This is a genomic window from Campylobacter sp. IFREMER_LSEM_CL2127 (assembly GCF_025771745.1).
Lineage (GTDB): Bacteria > Campylobacterota > Campylobacteria > Campylobacterales > Campylobacteraceae > Campylobacter_D.
Genome location: NZ_JAKMQV010000002.1, coordinates 90,478 through 108,909, shown reverse-complemented (window position 1 = coordinate 108,909; position 18,432 = coordinate 90,478). Strand labels below are relative to the sequence as shown.

19 protein-coding genes are annotated in these 18,432 nt (G+C 30.1%); 13 read left to right on the top strand and 6 right to left on the bottom strand.

Annotated features, from left to right (window positions below; genetic code table 11):
* Positions 1-8: 8 nt before the first annotated feature.
* The gene (prfB, locus tag L8V77_RS02280; RefSeq protein WP_039617474.1) at positions 9-1,109 is read right to left on the bottom strand and encodes a peptide chain release factor 2; all 1,101 of its coding nucleotides are present in this window, start codon (positions 1,107-1,109) and stop codon (positions 9-11) included.
* Positions 1,110-1,186: 77 nt separating this feature from the next.
* Here prfB and rimO point away from each other — a divergent pair, with 77 nt between their 5' ends.
* Positions 1,187-2,503, top strand: coding sequence for a 30S ribosomal protein S12 methylthiotransferase RimO (gene rimO / locus L8V77_RS02275; RefSeq protein WP_263706505.1), 1,317 nt, complete (start codon positions 1,187-1,189; stop codon positions 2,501-2,503).
* On the top strand, positions 2,493-3,455 hold the full coding sequence (tilS, locus tag L8V77_RS02270; protein ID WP_263706504.1) for a tRNA lysidine(34) synthetase TilS: 963 nt from the start codon (positions 2,493-2,495) through the stop codon (positions 3,453-3,455). The genes rimO and tilS overlap by 11 nt, the downstream gene beginning before the upstream one ends.
* On the opposite strand, the gene L8V77_RS02265 is transcribed toward tilS, so the two are convergent.
* A complete protein-coding gene (locus tag L8V77_RS02265) occupies positions 3,436-4,803 on the bottom strand; it encodes a phosphomannomutase/phosphoglucomutase (protein ID WP_263706502.1) in 1,368 nt (455 codons plus the stop codon). The two genes, tilS and L8V77_RS02265, sit on opposite strands and share 20 nt — an antisense overlap.
* A 1-nt stretch (position 4,804) precedes the next feature.
* Entirely contained in the window at positions 4,805-5,809 is a 1,005-nt protein-coding gene (locus L8V77_RS02260; RefSeq protein ID WP_263663604.1) for a GGDEF domain-containing protein, read from the bottom strand.
* Between the two features lie 53 nt (positions 5,810-5,862).
* On the opposite strand from L8V77_RS02260, the gene L8V77_RS02255 reads away from it, so the two are divergent.
* Genes L8V77_RS02255 through L8V77_RS02245 form a run of 3 tightly spaced genes read left to right on the top strand, consistent with a single transcriptional unit; the run spans position 5,863 to position 8,149 of the window.
* Entirely contained in the window at positions 5,863-7,437 is a 1,575-nt protein-coding gene (locus L8V77_RS02255) for an ABC-F family ATP-binding cassette domain-containing protein (RefSeq protein ID WP_047207957.1), read from the top strand.
* Positions 7,434-7,766 carry a hypothetical protein gene (locus L8V77_RS02250; protein ID WP_263706501.1) on the top strand — a complete coding sequence of 111 codons (333 nt, stop codon included), beginning with the start codon at positions 7,434-7,436 and terminating at the stop codon, positions 7,764-7,766. Before L8V77_RS02255 ends, L8V77_RS02250 begins: the two co-directional genes overlap by 4 nt.
* A gap of 50 nt (positions 7,767-7,816) precedes the next feature.
* Positions 7,817-8,149: a hypothetical protein gene (locus L8V77_RS02245; protein ID WP_039617460.1), complete on the top strand. Its 333-nt coding sequence runs from the start codon at positions 7,817-7,819 to the stop codon at positions 8,147-8,149.
* A 19-nt stretch (positions 8,150-8,168) separates the two neighbouring features.
* Here the strand turns inward: L8V77_RS02245 and L8V77_RS02240 are convergent, their stop codons facing one another.
* Entirely contained in the window at positions 8,169-8,750 is a 582-nt protein-coding gene (locus L8V77_RS02240; protein ID WP_214099014.1) for an IMPACT family protein, read from the bottom strand.
* A gap of 74 nt (positions 8,751-8,824) precedes the next feature.
* Here L8V77_RS02240 and galU point away from each other — a divergent pair, with 74 nt between their 5' ends.
* The 4 genes from galU to L8V77_RS02220 all read left to right on the top strand — a co-directional run bounded on the left by galU (position 8,825) and on the right by L8V77_RS02220 (position 12,337).
* Complete coding sequence (gene galU / locus L8V77_RS02235; protein ID WP_263706500.1) at positions 8,825-9,655, top strand: UTP--glucose-1-phosphate uridylyltransferase GalU; 831 nt, start codon at positions 8,825-8,827, stop codon at positions 9,653-9,655.
* The gene (locus L8V77_RS02230; protein WP_263702768.1) at positions 9,645-10,868 is read left to right on the top strand and encodes a glucose-6-phosphate isomerase; all 1,224 of its coding nucleotides are present in this window, start codon (positions 9,645-9,647) and stop codon (positions 10,866-10,868) included. The genes galU and L8V77_RS02230 overlap by 11 nt, the downstream gene beginning before the upstream one ends.
* A 128-nt stretch (positions 10,869-10,996) precedes the next feature.
* Positions 10,997-11,446 carry a Dps family protein gene (locus L8V77_RS02225; protein ID WP_039667974.1) on the top strand — a complete coding sequence of 150 codons (450 nt, stop codon included), beginning with the start codon at positions 10,997-10,999 and terminating at the stop codon, positions 11,444-11,446.
* Between the two features lie 9 nt (positions 11,447-11,455).
* On the top strand, positions 11,456-12,337 hold the full coding sequence (locus L8V77_RS02220; protein WP_263706498.1) for an alpha/beta fold hydrolase: 882 nt from the start codon (positions 11,456-11,458) through the stop codon (positions 12,335-12,337).
* Positions 12,338-12,347: 10 nt separating this feature from the next.
* On the opposite strand, the gene L8V77_RS02215 is transcribed toward L8V77_RS02220, so the two are convergent.
* Both L8V77_RS02215 and L8V77_RS02210 read right to left on the bottom strand, forming a co-directional pair.
* A complete protein-coding gene (locus L8V77_RS02215; RefSeq protein ID WP_039627879.1) occupies positions 12,348-13,511 on the bottom strand; it encodes a 2,3,4,5-tetrahydropyridine-2-carboxylate N-succinyltransferase in 1,164 nt (387 codons plus the stop codon).
* Positions 13,512-13,520: 9 nt separating this feature from the next.
* Positions 13,521-14,624: an Mrp/NBP35 family ATP-binding protein gene (locus tag L8V77_RS02210; RefSeq protein WP_263706496.1), complete on the bottom strand. Its 1,104-nt coding sequence runs from the start codon at positions 14,622-14,624 to the stop codon at positions 13,521-13,523.
* Positions 14,625-14,731: 107 nt separating this feature from the next.
* On the opposite strand from L8V77_RS02210, the gene L8V77_RS02205 reads away from it, so the two are divergent.
* Genes L8V77_RS02205 through L8V77_RS02190 form a run of 4 tightly spaced genes read left to right on the top strand, consistent with a single transcriptional unit; the run spans position 14,732 to position 18,351 of the window.
* Complete coding sequence (locus L8V77_RS02205) at positions 14,732-15,847, top strand: bifunctional 2-C-methyl-D-erythritol 4-phosphate cytidylyltransferase/2-C-methyl-D-erythritol 2,4-cyclodiphosphate synthase (RefSeq protein WP_263706494.1); 1,116 nt, start codon at positions 14,732-14,734, stop codon at positions 15,845-15,847.
* A complete protein-coding gene (locus L8V77_RS02200) occupies positions 15,844-16,719 on the top strand; it encodes a response regulator transcription factor (protein WP_039667971.1) in 876 nt (291 codons plus the stop codon). Before L8V77_RS02205 ends, L8V77_RS02200 begins: the two co-directional genes overlap by 4 nt.
* The gene (locus L8V77_RS02195) at positions 16,697-17,857 is read left to right on the top strand and encodes a sulfate adenylyltransferase (RefSeq protein ID WP_263706493.1); all 1,161 of its coding nucleotides are present in this window, start codon (positions 16,697-16,699) and stop codon (positions 17,855-17,857) included. The genes L8V77_RS02200 and L8V77_RS02195 overlap by 23 nt, the downstream gene beginning before the upstream one ends.
* 2 nt (positions 17,858-17,859) lie before the next feature.
* Positions 17,860-18,351, top strand: a complete 492-nt coding sequence (locus L8V77_RS02190; RefSeq protein WP_263663589.1) for a phosphatidylglycerophosphatase A — start codon at positions 17,860-17,862, stop codon at positions 18,349-18,351.
* Positions 18,352-18,432: the final 81 nt, after the last annotated feature.

The following is an 18,432-nucleotide window of genomic DNA, read 5'->3' as shown; positions in this document are numbered from 1 at the left end:
TTGTAGTATTAATCTTGTGCTTTTTGCGCTATTAAAACACCTTCTATGATTTTTTTAATATCCCCATCTAAGATATTATCAACCTGCGAAAAAGCTTCATTTGAGCGTGTGTCTTTGACTTGTTGATAAGGAAAAAGCACATAAGAACGGATTTGATGCCCCCAACCTATCTCACTTTTTTCGCTTGAATTTGCTTCATCTTGTTGTTTCATAAGCTCAAGCTCATAAAGGCGTGATTTTAGCATTTTAAAGGCTGTGGCTTTGTTTTTATGTTGGCTTCTATCGTTTTGACATTGCACTACTATACCACTTGGCATATGAGTTATGCGCACTGCTGATTCAGTTTTATTAACATGCTGTCCACCTGCTCCGCTTGCTCTATAATAATCAATCCTTATATCTTTTTCTTCAATTTCTATTTCTATATCATCATCAAGTTCAGGCGAAACCATCACACTAGAAAAACTCGTATGGCGGCGTCCTGCACTATCAAACGGAGAAGTTCTTACTAAACGATGAATGCCATTTTCAGCTTTTAAATACCCATAAGCATTTTCACCTTTTACTAAAAAGCTAACATCTTTAAGCCCTGCTTCTTCGCCCTCTTGAAAGTCAAGTGTTTCCACTTTAAAACCTTCTCTTTCGCAAAATCTCAAATACATCCTATAAAGCATACTAGCCCAGTCATTACTCTCCGTTCCGCCTGCTCCTGGGTGAATGGAAACTATAGCATTTTTACCATCATTTTCTCCACTTAAAAGCATAGAAATTTCAAGATTTACAATAAGATCTTCTAGCTTGTTTGCATCTTCAAATAAAGCTTCTATAGTATCTAAGTCATTTTCACTATTAGCAAGATCAAAAAGCTCACTTGCATCATTTAAAGCATTATTTGCATTTTCATAATTTTTAAGTAAATTTGAAATTTTAGTTTTTTCTTTACCTATCACTCCTGCTTGTTTTACATCACTCCAAAAAGAAGGAGAATTTTCTAAATTTTCTATTTCTTTTAATCTTGCTTTTATCTCTTCAGGCTTGATGATAGAAGCGATATTTCCAACTTTATTTTTTAATTTTTTTAAAAGTTCGCTGTATTCGTAATTATCCATAAAAATTTTCTTTCTAATTTTGATATAATTTAATCTTATAATTTTAGCAAAAAAATAAAACATTTAAAGTGAGAAATATGCCAAAACTTTTTTTAATGTCTTTAGGTTGTAATAAAAATTTAGTTGATAGTGAAATCATGCTTGGAAGATTGAGTGATTATGAAATTTGTGATGAGCCAAGCATAGCTGATGTTTTGATTGTAAATACCTGTGGCTTTATAGATAGTGCTAAAAAAGAAAGCATAAATGCGATTTTAGACTTACACGAGCAAAGAAAAAAAGATTCATTGTTAGTTGTAACAGGATGTTTAATGCAACGCTACCGCGAAGAATTAATGAAAGAACTACCTGAAGTTGATCTTTTTACCGGTGTGGGAGATTATGAAAAAATTGATGAAATGATACTTAAAAAAACTAATCTTTTTTCCAATTCTACTTACTTGCAAAATAAAAATACCAATCGCGTGATCACAGGATCAAACTATCATGCTTTTATCAAAATAGCTGAAGGATGTAATCAAAAATGTTCATTTTGCGCCATACCAAGTTTTAAAGGCAAACTTAAATCAAGAAGCTTAGAAAGCATTGCAAATGAAGTAAAAGAGCTTGTTAAAAAAGGCTATAAAGACTTTTCTTTTATCGCCCAAGATACAAGTTCGTATTTATTTGATCAAGGTCAAAAAGATGGACTTTTAAAGCTTATTGAGGCTATAGAAAATATCCAAGGTGTAAAGGCTGCTAGAATTTTATATCTATATCCAACAAGCATTAGTAAAGAAGTGATAGAAAAAATTATTCAATCAAAAGTTTTTGTAAATTATTTTGATATGCCTTTGCAACACATCAGTGATAATATGCTTAAAATCATGAAACGCGGAGCTAATAAAGCTAAATTAATCGAACTTTTAAATTTAATGAAACAAGCTCCAAATTCATTTTTACGCACAGGTTTTATAGTAGGACACCCTGGAGAGAGTGATGAGGACTTTGAAGAATTATGCGCTTTTATAAAAGAATTTGGTTTTGATAGAATTAGTGTTTTTGCTTATTCTAAAGAAGAAGATACCGCAGCTTTTGACATGGAACAAATTCCTAGTAAAATCATCAATGCAAGATTAAAAGTGATAGAAAAAATCGTCGATGAGTGTATAGAAAAAAGCTTTAATCAACAAGTTGGTAAAAAAACCTTAGCATTTTGTGAAGGTCAAAGCTCTGAAGGAGAATTTTTCATCGGCGCAAAAGATTTGCGTTGGGATAGAAATATTGATGGAGAAATTCTCATCAATGAAAGTGATTGTGGCGATTTAGAAATGGGTGAGCTTTATGAGTGTGAAATCACACAGAGCTTAGATAAAAAGCTCATTGCAAAAGCTTTAAGAAAGCTTGATGATTGATAGCAAATATTTAAATCATTTAAAGCAAGGGAAAAATCTTTTAGCGTTTTCTCACGGGAGTGATTCTAGTGCTTTATTTTTCATGCTTTTAGAAAAAAACATAGATTTTGATCTTGCTTTTATAAACTATAAAACTCGTAAAAATAGTGATAAAGAAGAACAAAGTGCCAAAGAATTAGCCAAGCGTTTTCATAAAAAAATTTATATCAAAACCGCATCCAAGATAACAAAAAATTTCGAAGCTTGCGCAAGAGCTTTGCGTTATGAGTTTTTTGAAGAGCTTTGCAAAAATCACTCTTATGATAATCTTTTACTAGCTCATCATTTAAATGATAAACTAGAATGGTTTTTAATGCAATTTTCTAAAGGTGCAGGGCTTAGAGAATTACTTGGTTTTAAAGATATTGAAAAAAGAAAATATTTTACCATCATAAGACCCTTGCTTGAAATTCCAAAAGAAGAAATTTTAAACTACCTAAAAGAAAACAATATCACTTATTTTCATGATGAGAGTAATAATGATGAAAAATATTTTAGAAATTTCATACGCAAAAATTTTGCTAATGAGTTTTTAAAGCTTTATCCAAATGGAGTAAAAAAAAGCTTTAAATACCTAGAAAAAGACTTAAAAGAAGAAAATATTTGTGAATTTAAAAATATTTACATCACTCATAAAGATGAAAGTTTAATCGCAAAATGTTTTAAAAAGCTTGGAGTGCTTTTAAGCGCCAAACAAAGACAAGAAGCATTAAAAGGCGATGGAGTGATTTCGCATAAAATAGGCATTGTTTATATACAAGAAAAAGTTTTGATTTTTCCTTTTGTAAGTTGTGAGAAAATGCCAAAAGAATTTAAAGAAATTTATAGAAAAGCAAAAATCCCTAAACTCTTAAGAGCATATTTATACACAAAAAATATTGATGTAAAAGAGCTTATGCAAGCTCTTTTATGATTTCTTCAAAAAGTTCTTTTACTCTTGCTTCTAAAAAGTCTTTAAATTCAGCGCTTGTAGCTTCAGCACGCATGATAAGATACGGGCTTGTATTAGAAGCACGCAAAAGCGCCCACCCTTCTTTAAAGGTGGTTCTAACTCCGTCAATTTCATTACAATCAAGCACATTTTCAAAAGCGTTTGCTTTTACTTTTTCTTTAAATTTTTCTATGATTTGAAATTTATTTTCCTCACTAACCTTAAGCTTAATCTCTTCACTTGCATAAAGTTTTGGCAATTCTTTAACTAATTTTTCTATATCAAAACCATTTACTAAAAGCTCTAAAGTTCTTAAAAATGCATAAATTCCATCATCATAACCAAAATATCTATCTTTAAAGAAAATATGCCCACTAAGCTCTGCTGCTATGTCGATATTTTGCTCTTTCATCATTTTTTTAATGTTAGAATGCCCAGTCTTACCCATCATGATAAAACCAAATTTAGCTACCTCATCGAAAAGATTTTTAGAACATTTTACTTCACCTAAAACTCTAGGATTTTTTATATTTTTAGCAAATAAATAGCAAAGCTCATCACCCTTAAATACATAATCTTTACTTGCGACTACTAAACGATCCCCATCTCCATCAAAAGCAAAGCCCATTTTTGCATTTTCATTTTCTTTTAACGCAACTTGCAATGCGTGTAAATTTTCAAGCTCTGTTGGATCGGGCGCGTGATTTGGGAAATTTCCATCAGGATTTTCAAATAAAATTTGTGCATTAAGATTTAATTTTTCCACCAAAGGTTTTATAATCACTCCAGTAGCTCCATTTGCACAATCAATGATGATTTTTTCTTTATAACCCTTAAGATGTGAAAAATGCTTAGCTAAAAAGTCTATATATAAGCTTTTAACATCATAATTTTCATATCTTAAATCATCATTGATTTCAAGTTCTAAATACTCTTGCACTTTTAAAGAAAGCTTTTTCAAATCAGCACCAAAAAAACTTTCTTTGTTAATCGTGATTTTAAAGCCATTGTATTCTTTTGGATTGTGCGAACCTGTTATCATGATATTTGCATCGAAAATTTCATCAAAAAATAAACTAAAATAACCCATAGGAGTTGGTGCTAAACCTATATTGAAAACTTGCATATTAGCTTTATTTAAACCGCTGATTAAATAGTTAAAAAGTTCATTTGCACTATATCTTGCATCATAGCCTACGCTTACTTTCTCACAACCTCTTGATTTCATTTCTAAACCCAAGGCATAGCCTATGGCTTTTACACTTTTTTCATTTAACTCACTTGGGTAAAGCCCTCTTATGTCATACTCTCTAAAAATCAAATCTAACATTTTAATCCTTTTGTTTTCTAAGTTCTAATTTTGCTTGTTTTAAACTTTCTTCTATGTTTTCATTTTTGTTTGATAAACAAAGTCTAATTTCTAATTTTGCATTTTGCTCTTTCAATTCAAAACTATATTTTTGCATAAAATTTTCAAGCATTTGAAGCTTGCTTTGCACAAAGGCTATATTTTCATTTTCAAATACAATAATAAAATAATCCTTATCATCTTTAAAAACCCTAGCGTGTAAAGCTTTTTTTAAAATCCTAGCAAATTCATGCATTATAAACTCGCCCATTTTTGAGCCTTTTTGATGATAAATTTCATTGATATTTTTTACTTCAATCAAGGCTAAATGAAAATTTTCAAGCCCTTGAGCATATCTTCTTAAGGCTTTTAAATTTGGCAAATTGGTTAAAGTGTCAAAAAAGGCTATTTTATAAGCTTTATACGCTAAAAATCCTATCAACACCAAAGAAGCAAATTCATAATAACCCAAATCAACACTATTATAAAATAAAAACTGCACATTCAAGCCCATATAAGCTAGCAAAAAATGAAAATCATTGTTTTTAAAATACGAAAATAATAAAAATATCATTCCCGCCCAAAACACACAAAAACTTAACTCACTAATAGGTTTAAAAAATTGCGTTGAGAGACCAAAAATCTCACTTGTAATGCTTGCATTAAAATTAGTACTTGTGCTAAGTATTAACGCTACAAAACCCATAAAGGCTAAATACACAAATTTAATGAGATTAATTCTTTCAAAAACAAGTTTACTATCTTGTAAAAATACAAAAAGCACAAAAGAAAAAGGTAAAAATACCGAGATAAACAAATGCGCTTGATACTCACTTGCTACTAAAGATAAAGCCCTAGCACATAAAATCAACAAAAGCAAGAAAAAAATCTTATTTTGCTTAAAAAAATAAGCTAAAAATAAAGCTAAGATATTAAAAACCAAAGTCATACTAGGCAATGTTTTTAACAATAAATACGAAAAATCCAAAATAATAAACCTTTTTTTGTTAAAATTATAGCAAAAATATTTTAAGGATATTAATGGTAGAAGTAAAAAATCTCACTATGCGTTTTGCAAATCAGCTTTTATTTGAAGATGTAAATTTAAAATTAAACCGTGGTGAAAGATATGGACTTATAGGCGCAAATGGTGCAGGAAAATCAACTTTTTTAAAAATTCTCTCAGGCGAAATAGAATCAAGCAGTGGAGAAATTTGTATAGATCCAAATTTAAAAATCGCAGTGTTAGGACAAGATCAATTTGCTTTTGAAAACTACACTATAAAAGATGCGGTAATGTGTGCAAATAAAAGATTATATGATGCGCTAAAAGAAAAAGAAAAACTTTATATGAGTGAAGAATTTACCGATGAAATCAATGATAGATTAAGCGAACTTGAAATCATAACAGCAGAAGAAGATCCAAACTATGATTGTGAGCTTAGATGTGAAAAAATTCTTAGTTCTTTAAATATAAAAGATTTTAATGCTCTCATGAGTACTTTGCAAAGTGCGGATAAATTTAAAGTTTTATTAGCACAAGTATTATTTTTAGGTGCTGATGTATTATTTTTAGATGAGCCTACAAACAACCTTGATTTAGAAGCTATTTCTTGGCTTGAAAATGAGCTTTTAAGACATGAGGGAACTTTAGTAGTAATTAGTCATGATAGACATTTTCTAAATAAAGTTTGTACAAGAATTTTAGATGTGGATTTTAAACAAATACGCGATTTTGCTGGAAATTATGATGATTGGTATATGGCTTCAACCTTACTTGCTAAACAAGCTGAACTCAAACGCGATAAAACTTTAAAAGAAAGAGAAGAATTAGAAAATTTCATACGCCGTTTTAGCGCTAATGCTTCAAAAGCCAAACAAGCTACAAGTAGGGCTAAAGCTTTAGAAAAACTTGAACTTGAAGAGATTAAAACTTCAAGTAGACGTGATCCTAGCATAGTTTTTAGAACAAATAGAGAAATAGGAAATGAAGTTTTAGAATTAAAAGGTATTAGCAAGGCTTATGATAAAACTTTATTTGAAAATTTAGAATTAAAATTAGAAAAAGGTGATAAAATAGCCTTAATTGGCGCAAATGGTGTTGGAAAAAGCACTTTAGCTAAAATCATCGCATCAAAATTAGAACCTGATAGTGGTCATATTCACCTTGGTGCCACCATAGAAATGGGATATTTTTCACAAGATACAACGAATTTAATTAATGAAGATTTGAAACTTTATGAATGGCTAATGAGTGAAAAATTCAAAGATTTGGATGAAATTCGCAAATGTCTTGGTAGAATGCTCTTTAGCGGAAGCGATCAAGAAAAAATGGCTTCTAGCTTAAGCGGAGGCGAAAAACACCGCTTAATGCTTTCAAAATTAATGTTAGAACGCGGAAATTTCTTGCTTTTAGATGAACCGGATAATCATTTAGATCTTGAAAGTATCATTGCATTAGGTGAAGCCTTGTATAATTTCAAAGGTTGTGTGATATGCATAAGCCACGATAGAGAGCTAATTAGTGCTTTTGCTAATCGTATATGGTTTTTAGAAGATGGAAAATTAACAGACTTTAAAGGAAGTTATGACGAATTTTTAGGAGGTTTAGAATGAATTTGTTTAAGATAAAATATGCAGCTGGCTTTGGACATTTTACTCAAAATCACAGAGGCTTTGGCCCAACTATTTATGTAGAAGAAAGTATTGATTTTCAAAGTGAAAAAGATTATTTTGACTATGTTGAATTTTATGAAAAATTCAGCAAAGAAGATGATACTTATTTTCACATTTCATTTTTAGAAGATCGCCCTTTAACTTCTCAAGAATTAGAAAGCAGAAATGCTTATAGAAAACTAAGGGATGAGCGCTGCAATAAAGCTAGAGAAGAGTTTATCAAAAACAATGAAATAGAAGCTGAATACTACCCAACTCATGGCGATTAAGGAATGATTTTTGCTTGTTTTTTCCTTGTAATATTTTGAAAGGAGAAAGCATGCAAGTTAACCATGATAATTTATCGGTTAAAGAGTATGGATATGGTCAAAGTAGTGCTTACAAAAGCACTCAAGGAGCTAATGAAGACTTTATGTCTTTACTTAGTCAAAACAATAGTGAAAATTTAAACGAGCAAAGTATAAAACTTGATGAGCTTTTTTCAAAAGCTATGAGTCAAGATCAATTTAGCACAGGAATTTTTAGCTCAAATATGTCAAATATTTATAATTATCGTTTTAGAGGACAAAACGAAACTCCTATGCAAGCTAATATAGAAGAAAAACAAGAGCCACAAAAAGATATGGTAAAAGATCTTTTAAGTTCTTTATAAAAATGAAGTAAGCAAACGCTTACTTCCAAACAAGTCCGCTAAATTCAAACTCTTTTGCAAATTTTTTAAATTCCTCTTCTTCTTTTGCATTAACGCTTAAAACCAGTTCAACATTTTCTTGAAATTTTTTTTCAAATGAAATGTTATTTTTATTTAAAAAATGCTCAAATCTTGCATAAAGATGAAAAGGAATGTTTAAATTTAAAATATTTTTAGCTTCAAATTCTAAAAGCGTTGCATTTAAAATAGCTTCATTTGTAGCTTCACTATAAGCTCTTACAAGACCACCTGTACCAAGTTTAATCCCTCCAAAATAACGCACCACAATCACCGCACAATTAACAAGCAAAGCCCCTCTTAAGACATTCAAACAAGGCATTGCAGAAGTTCCTTTTGGCTCACCATCATCGCTTTTATCTTCTATGATTTGATCAAATTCATTTAAATACCGATAAGCATATACAAAATGCACGGCTTTTAAATGCTCATTTCTTAGCTTTTGCATTAAAGTTTGAAAATCTTCAAAAGGACATAAAAAAGACAAAAAAGTTGATTTTTTGATTTCTATTTTTGCTTGATAAATTTGATCAATGGTTTTCATATTTTCCTTAATTTAGCTATAATATTTAAATAAAATTATAATCAAAACAACTTATAAAAATTTAAGGATAAACTATGCTTCAAACTTGTATTTTTCCTGCAGCAGGTTATGGTACTAGATTTTTACCTGCTACAAAAACCCTACCTAAAGAAATGTTACCTATACTAACTAAACCTTTAATTCACTATGGTGTGGATGAAGCTTTAGAAGCTGGTATGGAAACTATGGGCTTTGTTACAGGGCGTGGAAAAAGAGCTTTGGAAGATTATTTTGATATTTCTTATGAACTTGAACACCAAATTGCAGGCACTAAAAAAGAATATCTTTTAAGTGAAATAAGAACACTCATAGATCGTTGCACCTTTACTTTTACAAGACAAAATGAAATGAGAGGCTTAGGAGATGCGGTTTTAAAAGCAAAACCTTTAGTGCAAGATGAAGCTTTTGGGGTAATTTTAGCAGATGATTTATGCGTAAATGAAGATGGGGTAAATGTCCTAGCTCAAATGGTAAAAATTTATGAAAAATACCGCTGCTCTGTTATAGCTGTGATGGAGGTTGAAGCTGATCAAGTCTCAAACTATGGAGTTATAGCTGGAAATGCTGTGGAAGAGGATTTGATCATGGTAAATTCTATGATAGAAAAACCTGATCCAAAAGATGCTCCAAGTAACTTAGCCATCATAGGAAGATACATTTTAACGCCTGATATTTTTGGCATTTTAGAAAATACCAAAGCAGGTAAAAATGGAGAAATTCAACTAACTGATGCTTTACTTTCACAAGCAACCAATAATATGGTTTTAGCTTATAAATTTAAAGGAAAAAGATTTGATTGTGGAAGCGTAGAAGGCTTTGTGGAGGCGACAAATTATTTTTATGAGAAAAATAAAAATGCTAAATAATACTTTATTTTTTAAAACCCAAGATTTTAAAAAAATCACCGCTTATGCAAATAGAATGAATGATGAGTTAGAAAGTGGCGATATAGGGTATTATCACTTAGTAGATACAAGCTTTGATTTAATCAAAGAAAGTAAAGAATTTATCGCTACTAAAACTCATATAGAAAATATCGTTTTAGTGGGCATGGGTGGATCAAGTTGTGGGGTTAAAGCTTTAAAAGAGCTTTTATTTGATCAAATAGAAGAAAAAAAACTTTTTATTATTGACAATACCTCATCACATACTTTTACCCAAACTATGCAAAAAATAAATCCCCAAAAAACACTTTTCATCATAGCAAGCAAATCAGGTACAACTATAGAGGTGATTTCTTTATTTAAACTTATCATTGCTCATTTTGATTTTAAAAATGAAAATTTACACAAAAATTTTGTGTTTATTACTGATTTTGAGTCAAAACTTCACAAACTAGGAGAAGAATTAAATATAAAATGTTTTTTTATACCTAAAAATGTCGGTGGTAGATTTAGTGTTTTATCTGCTATTGGTATTGTTCCTTTGAGCTTTTGTGGGTATGATACTAAAGCCTTATTAGAAGGTGCAAAAGCTTGTTATGTGGATTTTTTTGAGAAAAAATGTGATCAAATTTTACAAAAGGCTTATCATTACTGCACACATAAAAGTGCGCATATTAATGTGCTTTTTTCTTATGGGGATGCTTTTAAAGGTTTTAATGAATGGTATATTCAACTAATTGCTGAAAGTCTAGGTAAAAAACAAGGATTTAAACGCATAGGTTTAACTCCTATTGCTTTAATTGGTGCTAGAGATCAGCATAGCTTTTTACAACTTATCATGGATGGACCTAAAGATAAAACTGTTACTTTTTTAAAAATCAAAGATAGTCAAAAATCTCCTAGTATCCCAAATATAAGCTTTAATCATTTACAAAATTGTGATTTTACTAATGAAGTTAATTTGCATGATCTTTTAAACGCGCAATGCGATGCAACCATGCATGCGCTAATTGCTGAAAATTTAAGTGTTGATGTCATAGAACTTGAAAAATTAGATGCTTATCATTGTGGATATTTGATGTATTATTATGAGTTATTTACTTCTGCATGTGGCATTATGCTTGGAATTAATACTTATGATCAACCTGGCGTAGAGGTAGGAAAATTAATACTTAAAAATATGTTAAGTAAATAAATTTGCATTATTGTAAAAAAAGAGTATAATGAAAATATAATAATTACTAACATTAAAATTTATTAGATAATAATTATTATTATTTAAGAATTTTATGTTATAATTTTAAAAATAAAAAAGGAGATAACATGTCAGTAACAAAACAATTATTACAATTACAAGCGGATGCTCATAGTTTATGGATTAAATTTCATAATTATCACTGGAATGTAAAAGGTTTACAGTTTTTCTCAATTCATGAATATACAGAAAAAGCTTATGAAGAAATGGCAGAACTTTTTGATGATTGCGCTGAGAGAGCTTTGCAACTAGGAGAAAAAGCTATCGTTTGCTCAAAAACATTACTAGAAAATGCAAAAGCACCTAAGGCTCAAAAAGATTGCTTTACTCCAGTAGAAGTTTTAGAACTTATTAGAGAAGATTATAAGTATCTTTTGGCTGAATTTAAAAAGCTAAATGAAGAAGCTGAAAAAGCAAGTGACACTACAACAGCAGCATTTGCTCAAGAAAATATTGCAAAATATGAAAAAGTTCTTTGGATGCTTAATTCAACTATCCAAAATACTTGCTCTATGTAAGAATTTATAATGTTTTTTGACTTACAAAGCTTTATTGCTTTAAGTCAAAAAACAAATTTAACTTCCCAAGAAAAACTACTCTTATTAAAACTTCATACTCATTTTGAAAAAAATATCGATTTATTGCAAAAATTATATGATTATAGTTTGGTAGCTTATTGTGCTAATGCATATTTAAATCAAAGCTTAAAAAAAGAAGGCTTGCAAAAACACAAAGCCATTATAAAAGCTTTAACTAATCCTTTTTATAAAAAAGAAAAAATCCCCGTAGGTGGTTTAAACAATGCATTTTTAGCTTTAAAATTTGTAAAAAATTATGAAATACTTGAACACATCAACGAAACACACCCTCAATCTAAAATGGGTTTTAGAGCTAGTTTTATTTATGATAATAAAAGAAAAAACTATATTTTAGCCTTTGCAGGGAGTGATTTAAATCCTTTGTGTTTTGATTTTAAAGATCTTTATAGTGATTTTTTGATTTTACTTAACAAAACTCCAAAAGGCCAGATTCAATCCATGCAGTATTTTTACAATCAACTTAAACAAAAATACACCATTGATAAAAAGCTCATCATCATAGGACATTCTTTAGGAGGATATCTAGCTCAAACTTTTGCAAGAACCTTTCCTAGCGCGGTAAAAGAAGTCTATGCCTTTCAAGCACCTGGTTTAAACCAAAACTTTCAAAATCATTCTTATATAAATTTTCATATAAATACCACCCATAATTTAAATTTCAAAACTTACAAATGGTGGAATTTTAATTTTGTGCAAAAGCTTTATAAAAAAGATAGCGAGGAGATTTTACTACATATAGGAAGCATTAAACATCACCCTAGCGTGTGTATTTATAAACTGCATGAATTATTTAAAATTCTTAACCCATAAGGGCTAAGAATTAATGTAAGTCTTCATTAAGTTTTACAGCCTTTTTATTAAAAGCTGCTATCATCACTCCACTTTGAGAATCTTGTCTAAAATGCAAACCATTTAATCCTGCTAATTCTAAACCTTTGTATATATCTTTATCAAATTTAAAATCAGGATTGATTTTTTGAAGTTCTTCTTTATTTTTTAAAGCAAATTTAGTCCCTTCTAAAACAGCAATACCTGCATCAACGATACAATTATCCCCTAAAGGAATTCCAGTAACCGAATTTGCACCCAAAAGACAAGCTTTACCGATGCTAATAGCATTACCACTTGTACCACTTAAAACACCAAGTATAGAAGCACCGCCTCCTACATCACTACCTTCACCCACAACAGCTGAAGAACTAATACGTCCTTCCACCATACAAGCTCCAGTTGTACCTGCATTAAAATTCACATAAGCAGCCCCTGGCATTATAGTAGTACCTGCAGCTAAAACCGCACCCATTCTTACTTTAGAACTTTCTAAAATTCTAGTATTATCTTCAGGAATAACATGAGCTAAAAATCTTGGAAATTTATCTACATAATCAATCCTTGGATACCTTCCACTCATTTTTAAATCAATCTCATTTTCTCTTAAAAAGTCCAAATCAATAGGCTTATTATCGCTCCATGCAACATTTGGTAAAATCCCAAAAGCGCCTGTTAAATTTAAACTTCTCAAAGGTACTTTTTTATTGGAAAGCAAATAAAGTTTCAAATACACACTTTCTAAACTTTTTGGTGCCTCATCTTCAAAAATACAAACAAAAGAAAAAGCATTTTCTCTAAAATTTTCCTTTGCTGCTTTGATTGCTTCTATATTTTTATGGCCTTGCTCTTGCAAAAATGGCGCAAAACATTCAAGTGCAAAATCCAAATCTTCTTTAATCAAAGTAGCCACAAACTCACTTTCATTAAAGTCAACATCAACACCTCTTCTAAAAAAAGCTTCAAACATAACAGCTGCAGCAGCATAATTTTGCTCAAAATTAATCACACCAAAATTAGCTTGAAGTTTTTTACTAGGATCAACTTGACTTAGATCAAGCCTTGCTATAGCAAAAGCTTTAGGCTTTTTATAATTAATCCTTTGTTCGATTTGCTTGATTAAATTTAAAAATTCTTCTTTACTTTCTATTGGCATATTTTCTCCTTATTGCGAGCACGCACTTTTGCCATTCATTATAGGTTGAATAGCTGAATTATCTACTTTACCTTCTTGATTAACCTTTTCTATAAATTCCCAAATTTTTTCAGCAGCTTGCAAATATCTTTTTGAACTTACACTCTCAGGCATATAAAAACTTACAGGCTTACCACTATCTCCACCTTCTCTTACACTCATTTCGATAGGAATTTGAGCTAAAACTTCACATTTATAAGCTTTTGCCATTTCTTCTGTGGTGCCTTTACCAAAGATATCATATTCTTTGCCATTATCAGGACATAAAAAGCCACTCATATTTTCTATAATACCTGCAACAGGAATGTGTAATTTTTCAAACATATCAAGCGCTCTTTTGCTATCATCTAAAGACACTACTTGAGGAGTACTTACACACACACCTGCACTCACTGGCACACTTTGAGCTAAGGTAATTTGCGCATCACCAGTTCCTGGAGGCATATCAAGCAATAATACATCAAGTTCAGGCCAAAGCACATCAGCTAAAAGTTGCTCAATTGCTTTCATAATCATAGAACCACGCCACATCAAACCTTTACCTTCTTCTATTAGCACACCCATACTCATCATATAAACCCCATGAGATAAAATAGGACGAATTTTTTGACCTACAATTTCAGGCTTGCTTTTACTCTCACCTAACATTCTTGGTATATTTGGCCCATAAATATCCGCATCTAAAAGCCCTACTCTTTTGCCCATTTTAGCTAAAGAAATCGCTAAATTTAAAGTTGTAGTACTTTTACCTACCCCACCTTTACCACTTGAAATCATAAGGAAATTTTTAATTTGTGGAGCGATATTTTTACCACTTCTTGAATTGCTTTTTTCTTCAGGAATTTTTGGTTGAATGATTTCTAAATTAAGCCCTAAATTTAAATCTTTTAAAGCATTTGCGATGTTTAATCTAAGCTCTTGTGCGATTTGAGCATTAGCTGAAACAATTTCAACTACTATATGAGCTTGATTTTCATTTGCTTCAATTTTTTTTACAAAACCAAAACTAATTATATCTTTTTTAAAGCCTGGATATATAACTTGTTTTAGTCTTTCTTCAATTTTTTCCTTCAATTTTTCTCCTTGTTATTTAAAATGATTAATTCTACTAACATAAATATAAATTTTGGCTTTTATGGTGTATAATATCGTAACATTAATAAGAAATTAAGGTGTAACAAATGTTAGATATTTCCTTGATTATGCTATCTGCTGGAGAATCATCAAGATTTAATGCTCCGGTAAAAAAGCAGTTTTTACGACTAGGTGAACAACCTTTATGGCTTTATGCTACTAAAAATTTAAGTTCTTTTTATCCTTTTAAACAAATAGTTGTTACTTCTGGTAATATTTCTTATATGAAAAAATTTGCCCCTGAATATAAATTTGTCCAAGGTGGCACAACTAGAGCACAATCTTTACTCAATGCTTTAAGTATGGTTGAGAGTGAATATGTTTTAGTTAGTGATGTTGCAAGGGTTTTAATTTCTAAAAATCTTTTTAACAATATCATAGAAAATCACGACAAAGCTGATTGTATTACACCTGTTTTAAAAGTAAGCGATACTACAATTTATGCTCAAGAAGCTATTGATAGAGATAAAATCAAACTCATACAAACCCCTCAACTTTCGCGCACAAGTATGCTAAAAAAAGCTTTAGAACAAAGCTCAAATTTCACTGATGATAGTACAGCTATACAAGCTATTGGTGGTAAAATTTGGTATGTACAAGGTGATGAGTTAGCTAAAAAAATTACCTTTAAAGAAGATTTAAAAAGCTTAAATTTACCAAAACCATCTTGGGATATTTTTAATGGAAATGGTTTTGATGTGCATGAATTTGGAGAGCAAAGAGCCTTGCTTTTAGGTGGAGTAAAAGTGCATGAAAATATGGGTTTAAAAGCTCATTCTGATGGAGATGTGCTAGCTCATGCGCTAATTGATGCGCTTTTGGGTGCAGCAGGGATTGGAGATATTGGCGAGCTTTTCCCAGATAATGATATGCAGTATAAAAACGCTGATTCTATGCTTTTATTGCAAAATGCTTATACTTTGGTGCAAAATTATGGTTTTGAGCTTGTAAATGCTGATATTACCATCATAGCCCAAACACCTAAAATGAAAGATTTTAAAGAAGCTATTGCTTTTAATATCGCTAAAACATTAAAAACCACACCAAATAAAATCAATATCAAAGCTACCACTACAGAACATCTAGGTTTTGTAGGAAGGAAAGAAGGGATTGCTGTTTTAGCAAGTGTAAATTTAAAATATTTTGATTGGATGAAATTATGAAAGTTTTAATAGTAGAAAATGAATTTTATTTAGCCCAAAGCATAGGATCAAAGCTTAATTCTATAGGTTATGATTGTGATATTATCGCAAATGTTAATGAGCTGACTCATCATGATTATGAAATCATTTTGCTTTCTACTAGTATGGCTAATTTTGAACATATTATAGAAATTTTTAAGCATAAAATCATTATTTTACTCATATCTTACATAAGTTCAGATACTGTTTTAGCTCCTTTAAAATCTGGTGCTAGTGATTACATACAAAAACCTTTCATGATAGAAGAATTAATGCGCAAGATTAAGCATTTTCAAGAATTTAAAAAAATCACCATGCTAAATAGCACCTATCAAGCATATTTAAAACATAAATTTGAAACAGCAAAACTACCAACTTTTGATTATAAAAAATTCAAATTACCTTTGATTTTAAAAACTAATAATCAAATTTTTGCTGATCATTTTGTATTTAATTATACTAACGAACACAACATCGCAAATGTTTATATAGATCTTTCACACCAGCAAAATTTAGATAAAATTTTCAAAGACAATTCTTTGTATTATTTGGTTAATTTTCAGACCCTAAAGCCTTTAGAAAAAGAAAAGGTATTAAACCTTGCTTTAAAAAAGGCTGTTATTATACATACAAGTACGAATATTGAGCATAGCAATTTTCAAATTTTAGAGCTAGGTGAAGATGAAAAAAGTTTTGAAAGTAATGGAATTTTAACCATTGATGATTATGTTAAGCATATTATCATTAGTTATCAAAATATCTTTCCTGATACGGATTTATCCAAAAAATTAGGAATTTCAAGAAAATCTTTATGGGAAAAAAGGAAAAAATATGGCATTACAAAGAAAAAATAGCATTATAATCTCAGAAGAAGAATACGAAGTTTTATGTTTCATTAAAGAAGGAATTTTTGGTTCTTTTACAAAATTGATGAACGAACAAGAAAGAGATGAATTTTTAAAAAATGAAGCAATAAACGGATATAAATTTCCCTACGCCTTAACTTTTGCTCCACACAATGAAAACAAAAAAATCATAGAAAATGCCAAAGTTAAAGACAAAATAGATTTTGTATGCAATGATCAAATAGTAGGCCACATCATCTTAGAAAGCAAATTTAAAAACGATAAAAACATTAATGATATTTTTACACCTAATACATGCTTGATTGATGATTTTGGAGAAATTTGCATTAGTGGTGATTTTGAGATTTATCACAATCGTATCAAGGCTATAAAAGAAGATTTTGAAAAAATCAAAAAAAGATTAAACCCTTCTAATATCACTGCTATTGTTTCAAGCTTTGATCCTTTTCATAGAGCGCATGAGAGAATTTTAAGATGGGCTATAGAGCAATCTGATCTAGTAATTATTTTCCTTATAGAATCTTATGAAAGTAATGGTTTAAGTCTAAAACTTAAAAAGCGTTGCTTTGATGTTTTTGCGCAAAATTATTTACCATCTTCTAGAGTTTTACTCATACCTTTACATAATATCAAAATTTTTGCCTCGCATTTAAATCCGGTGCTTGAGTGTGCTTTGGCTAAAAGTTTTGATTGTAATAAACTTTTTGTAGGACAAAATCACGCAGGACTTGGAATGTATTTTAATCAAAACAGAGCCTTTACTGTACTTGATGATTTTGCAAAAGATTACAATATAGAAGTGACCATACTTCCTGAATTTGTATTTTGTGATGAGTGTAAAATGATAGTAAGCACCAAATCATGCCCACATGGAGCTCATCATCATATGAAATATCATGGCGATTCTTTAAAAAATTTACTCAGACTTGGTATCATTCCACCAGCAGTTTTTATAAGAAGAGAAATTTCTGCTTTGATTTTATCAGAGCTTTTTCCAAATCGTTTCCATAATAAACAAAATATCTATAGCAATCTTTTCCCTACGCATGGTATTTTAGAATATAGAGGCGATAAAGAATTTTATGAGCAACTTATAAAACTCCATCAAATGTCATATATGGTGTAATCATGCAAAAATTATTTTTAACTTTTTTTTATTCAGGTAGTGTTAATAAAGCTCCAGGAACTTTTGGCACAATAGCAGCGCTAATCCCTGCTTTTTTTATTTTAAGGTATTTGGGTATAGGAACTTTGATCTTACTTGCAATTTTGCTTTTTTTAATCTCTATAAAAATCATCGATCAATACGAAAAACAAACAGGTATACACGATGATAAGCATATTGTAATAGATGAAGTTGTAGGAGTGTTCTTAGCTTTGGCAATTTGTGGACAAAGTGTTTTTACTTTTTTGCTTTCTTTTGTTTTGTTTAGATTTTTTGATATTACAAAACCTTCTATCATAGGTAAAATTGACAAAAAAACCAAAGGCGGTTTAGGTGTAATGCTAGATGATGTTTTAGCAGGAATTTTCGCAGGATTATTTAGTGCTGTGATTTATGGAATTTTACTTAAATTTGATCTTTTATGGTTTGATATAAGTATTATGGAGATATTATAGAATTAAATACCATTACAATATCATCCAAAAAACTATCAAGCCACTGTTAAAACATAAAAAAGCAATAATAAAAATAGTTAA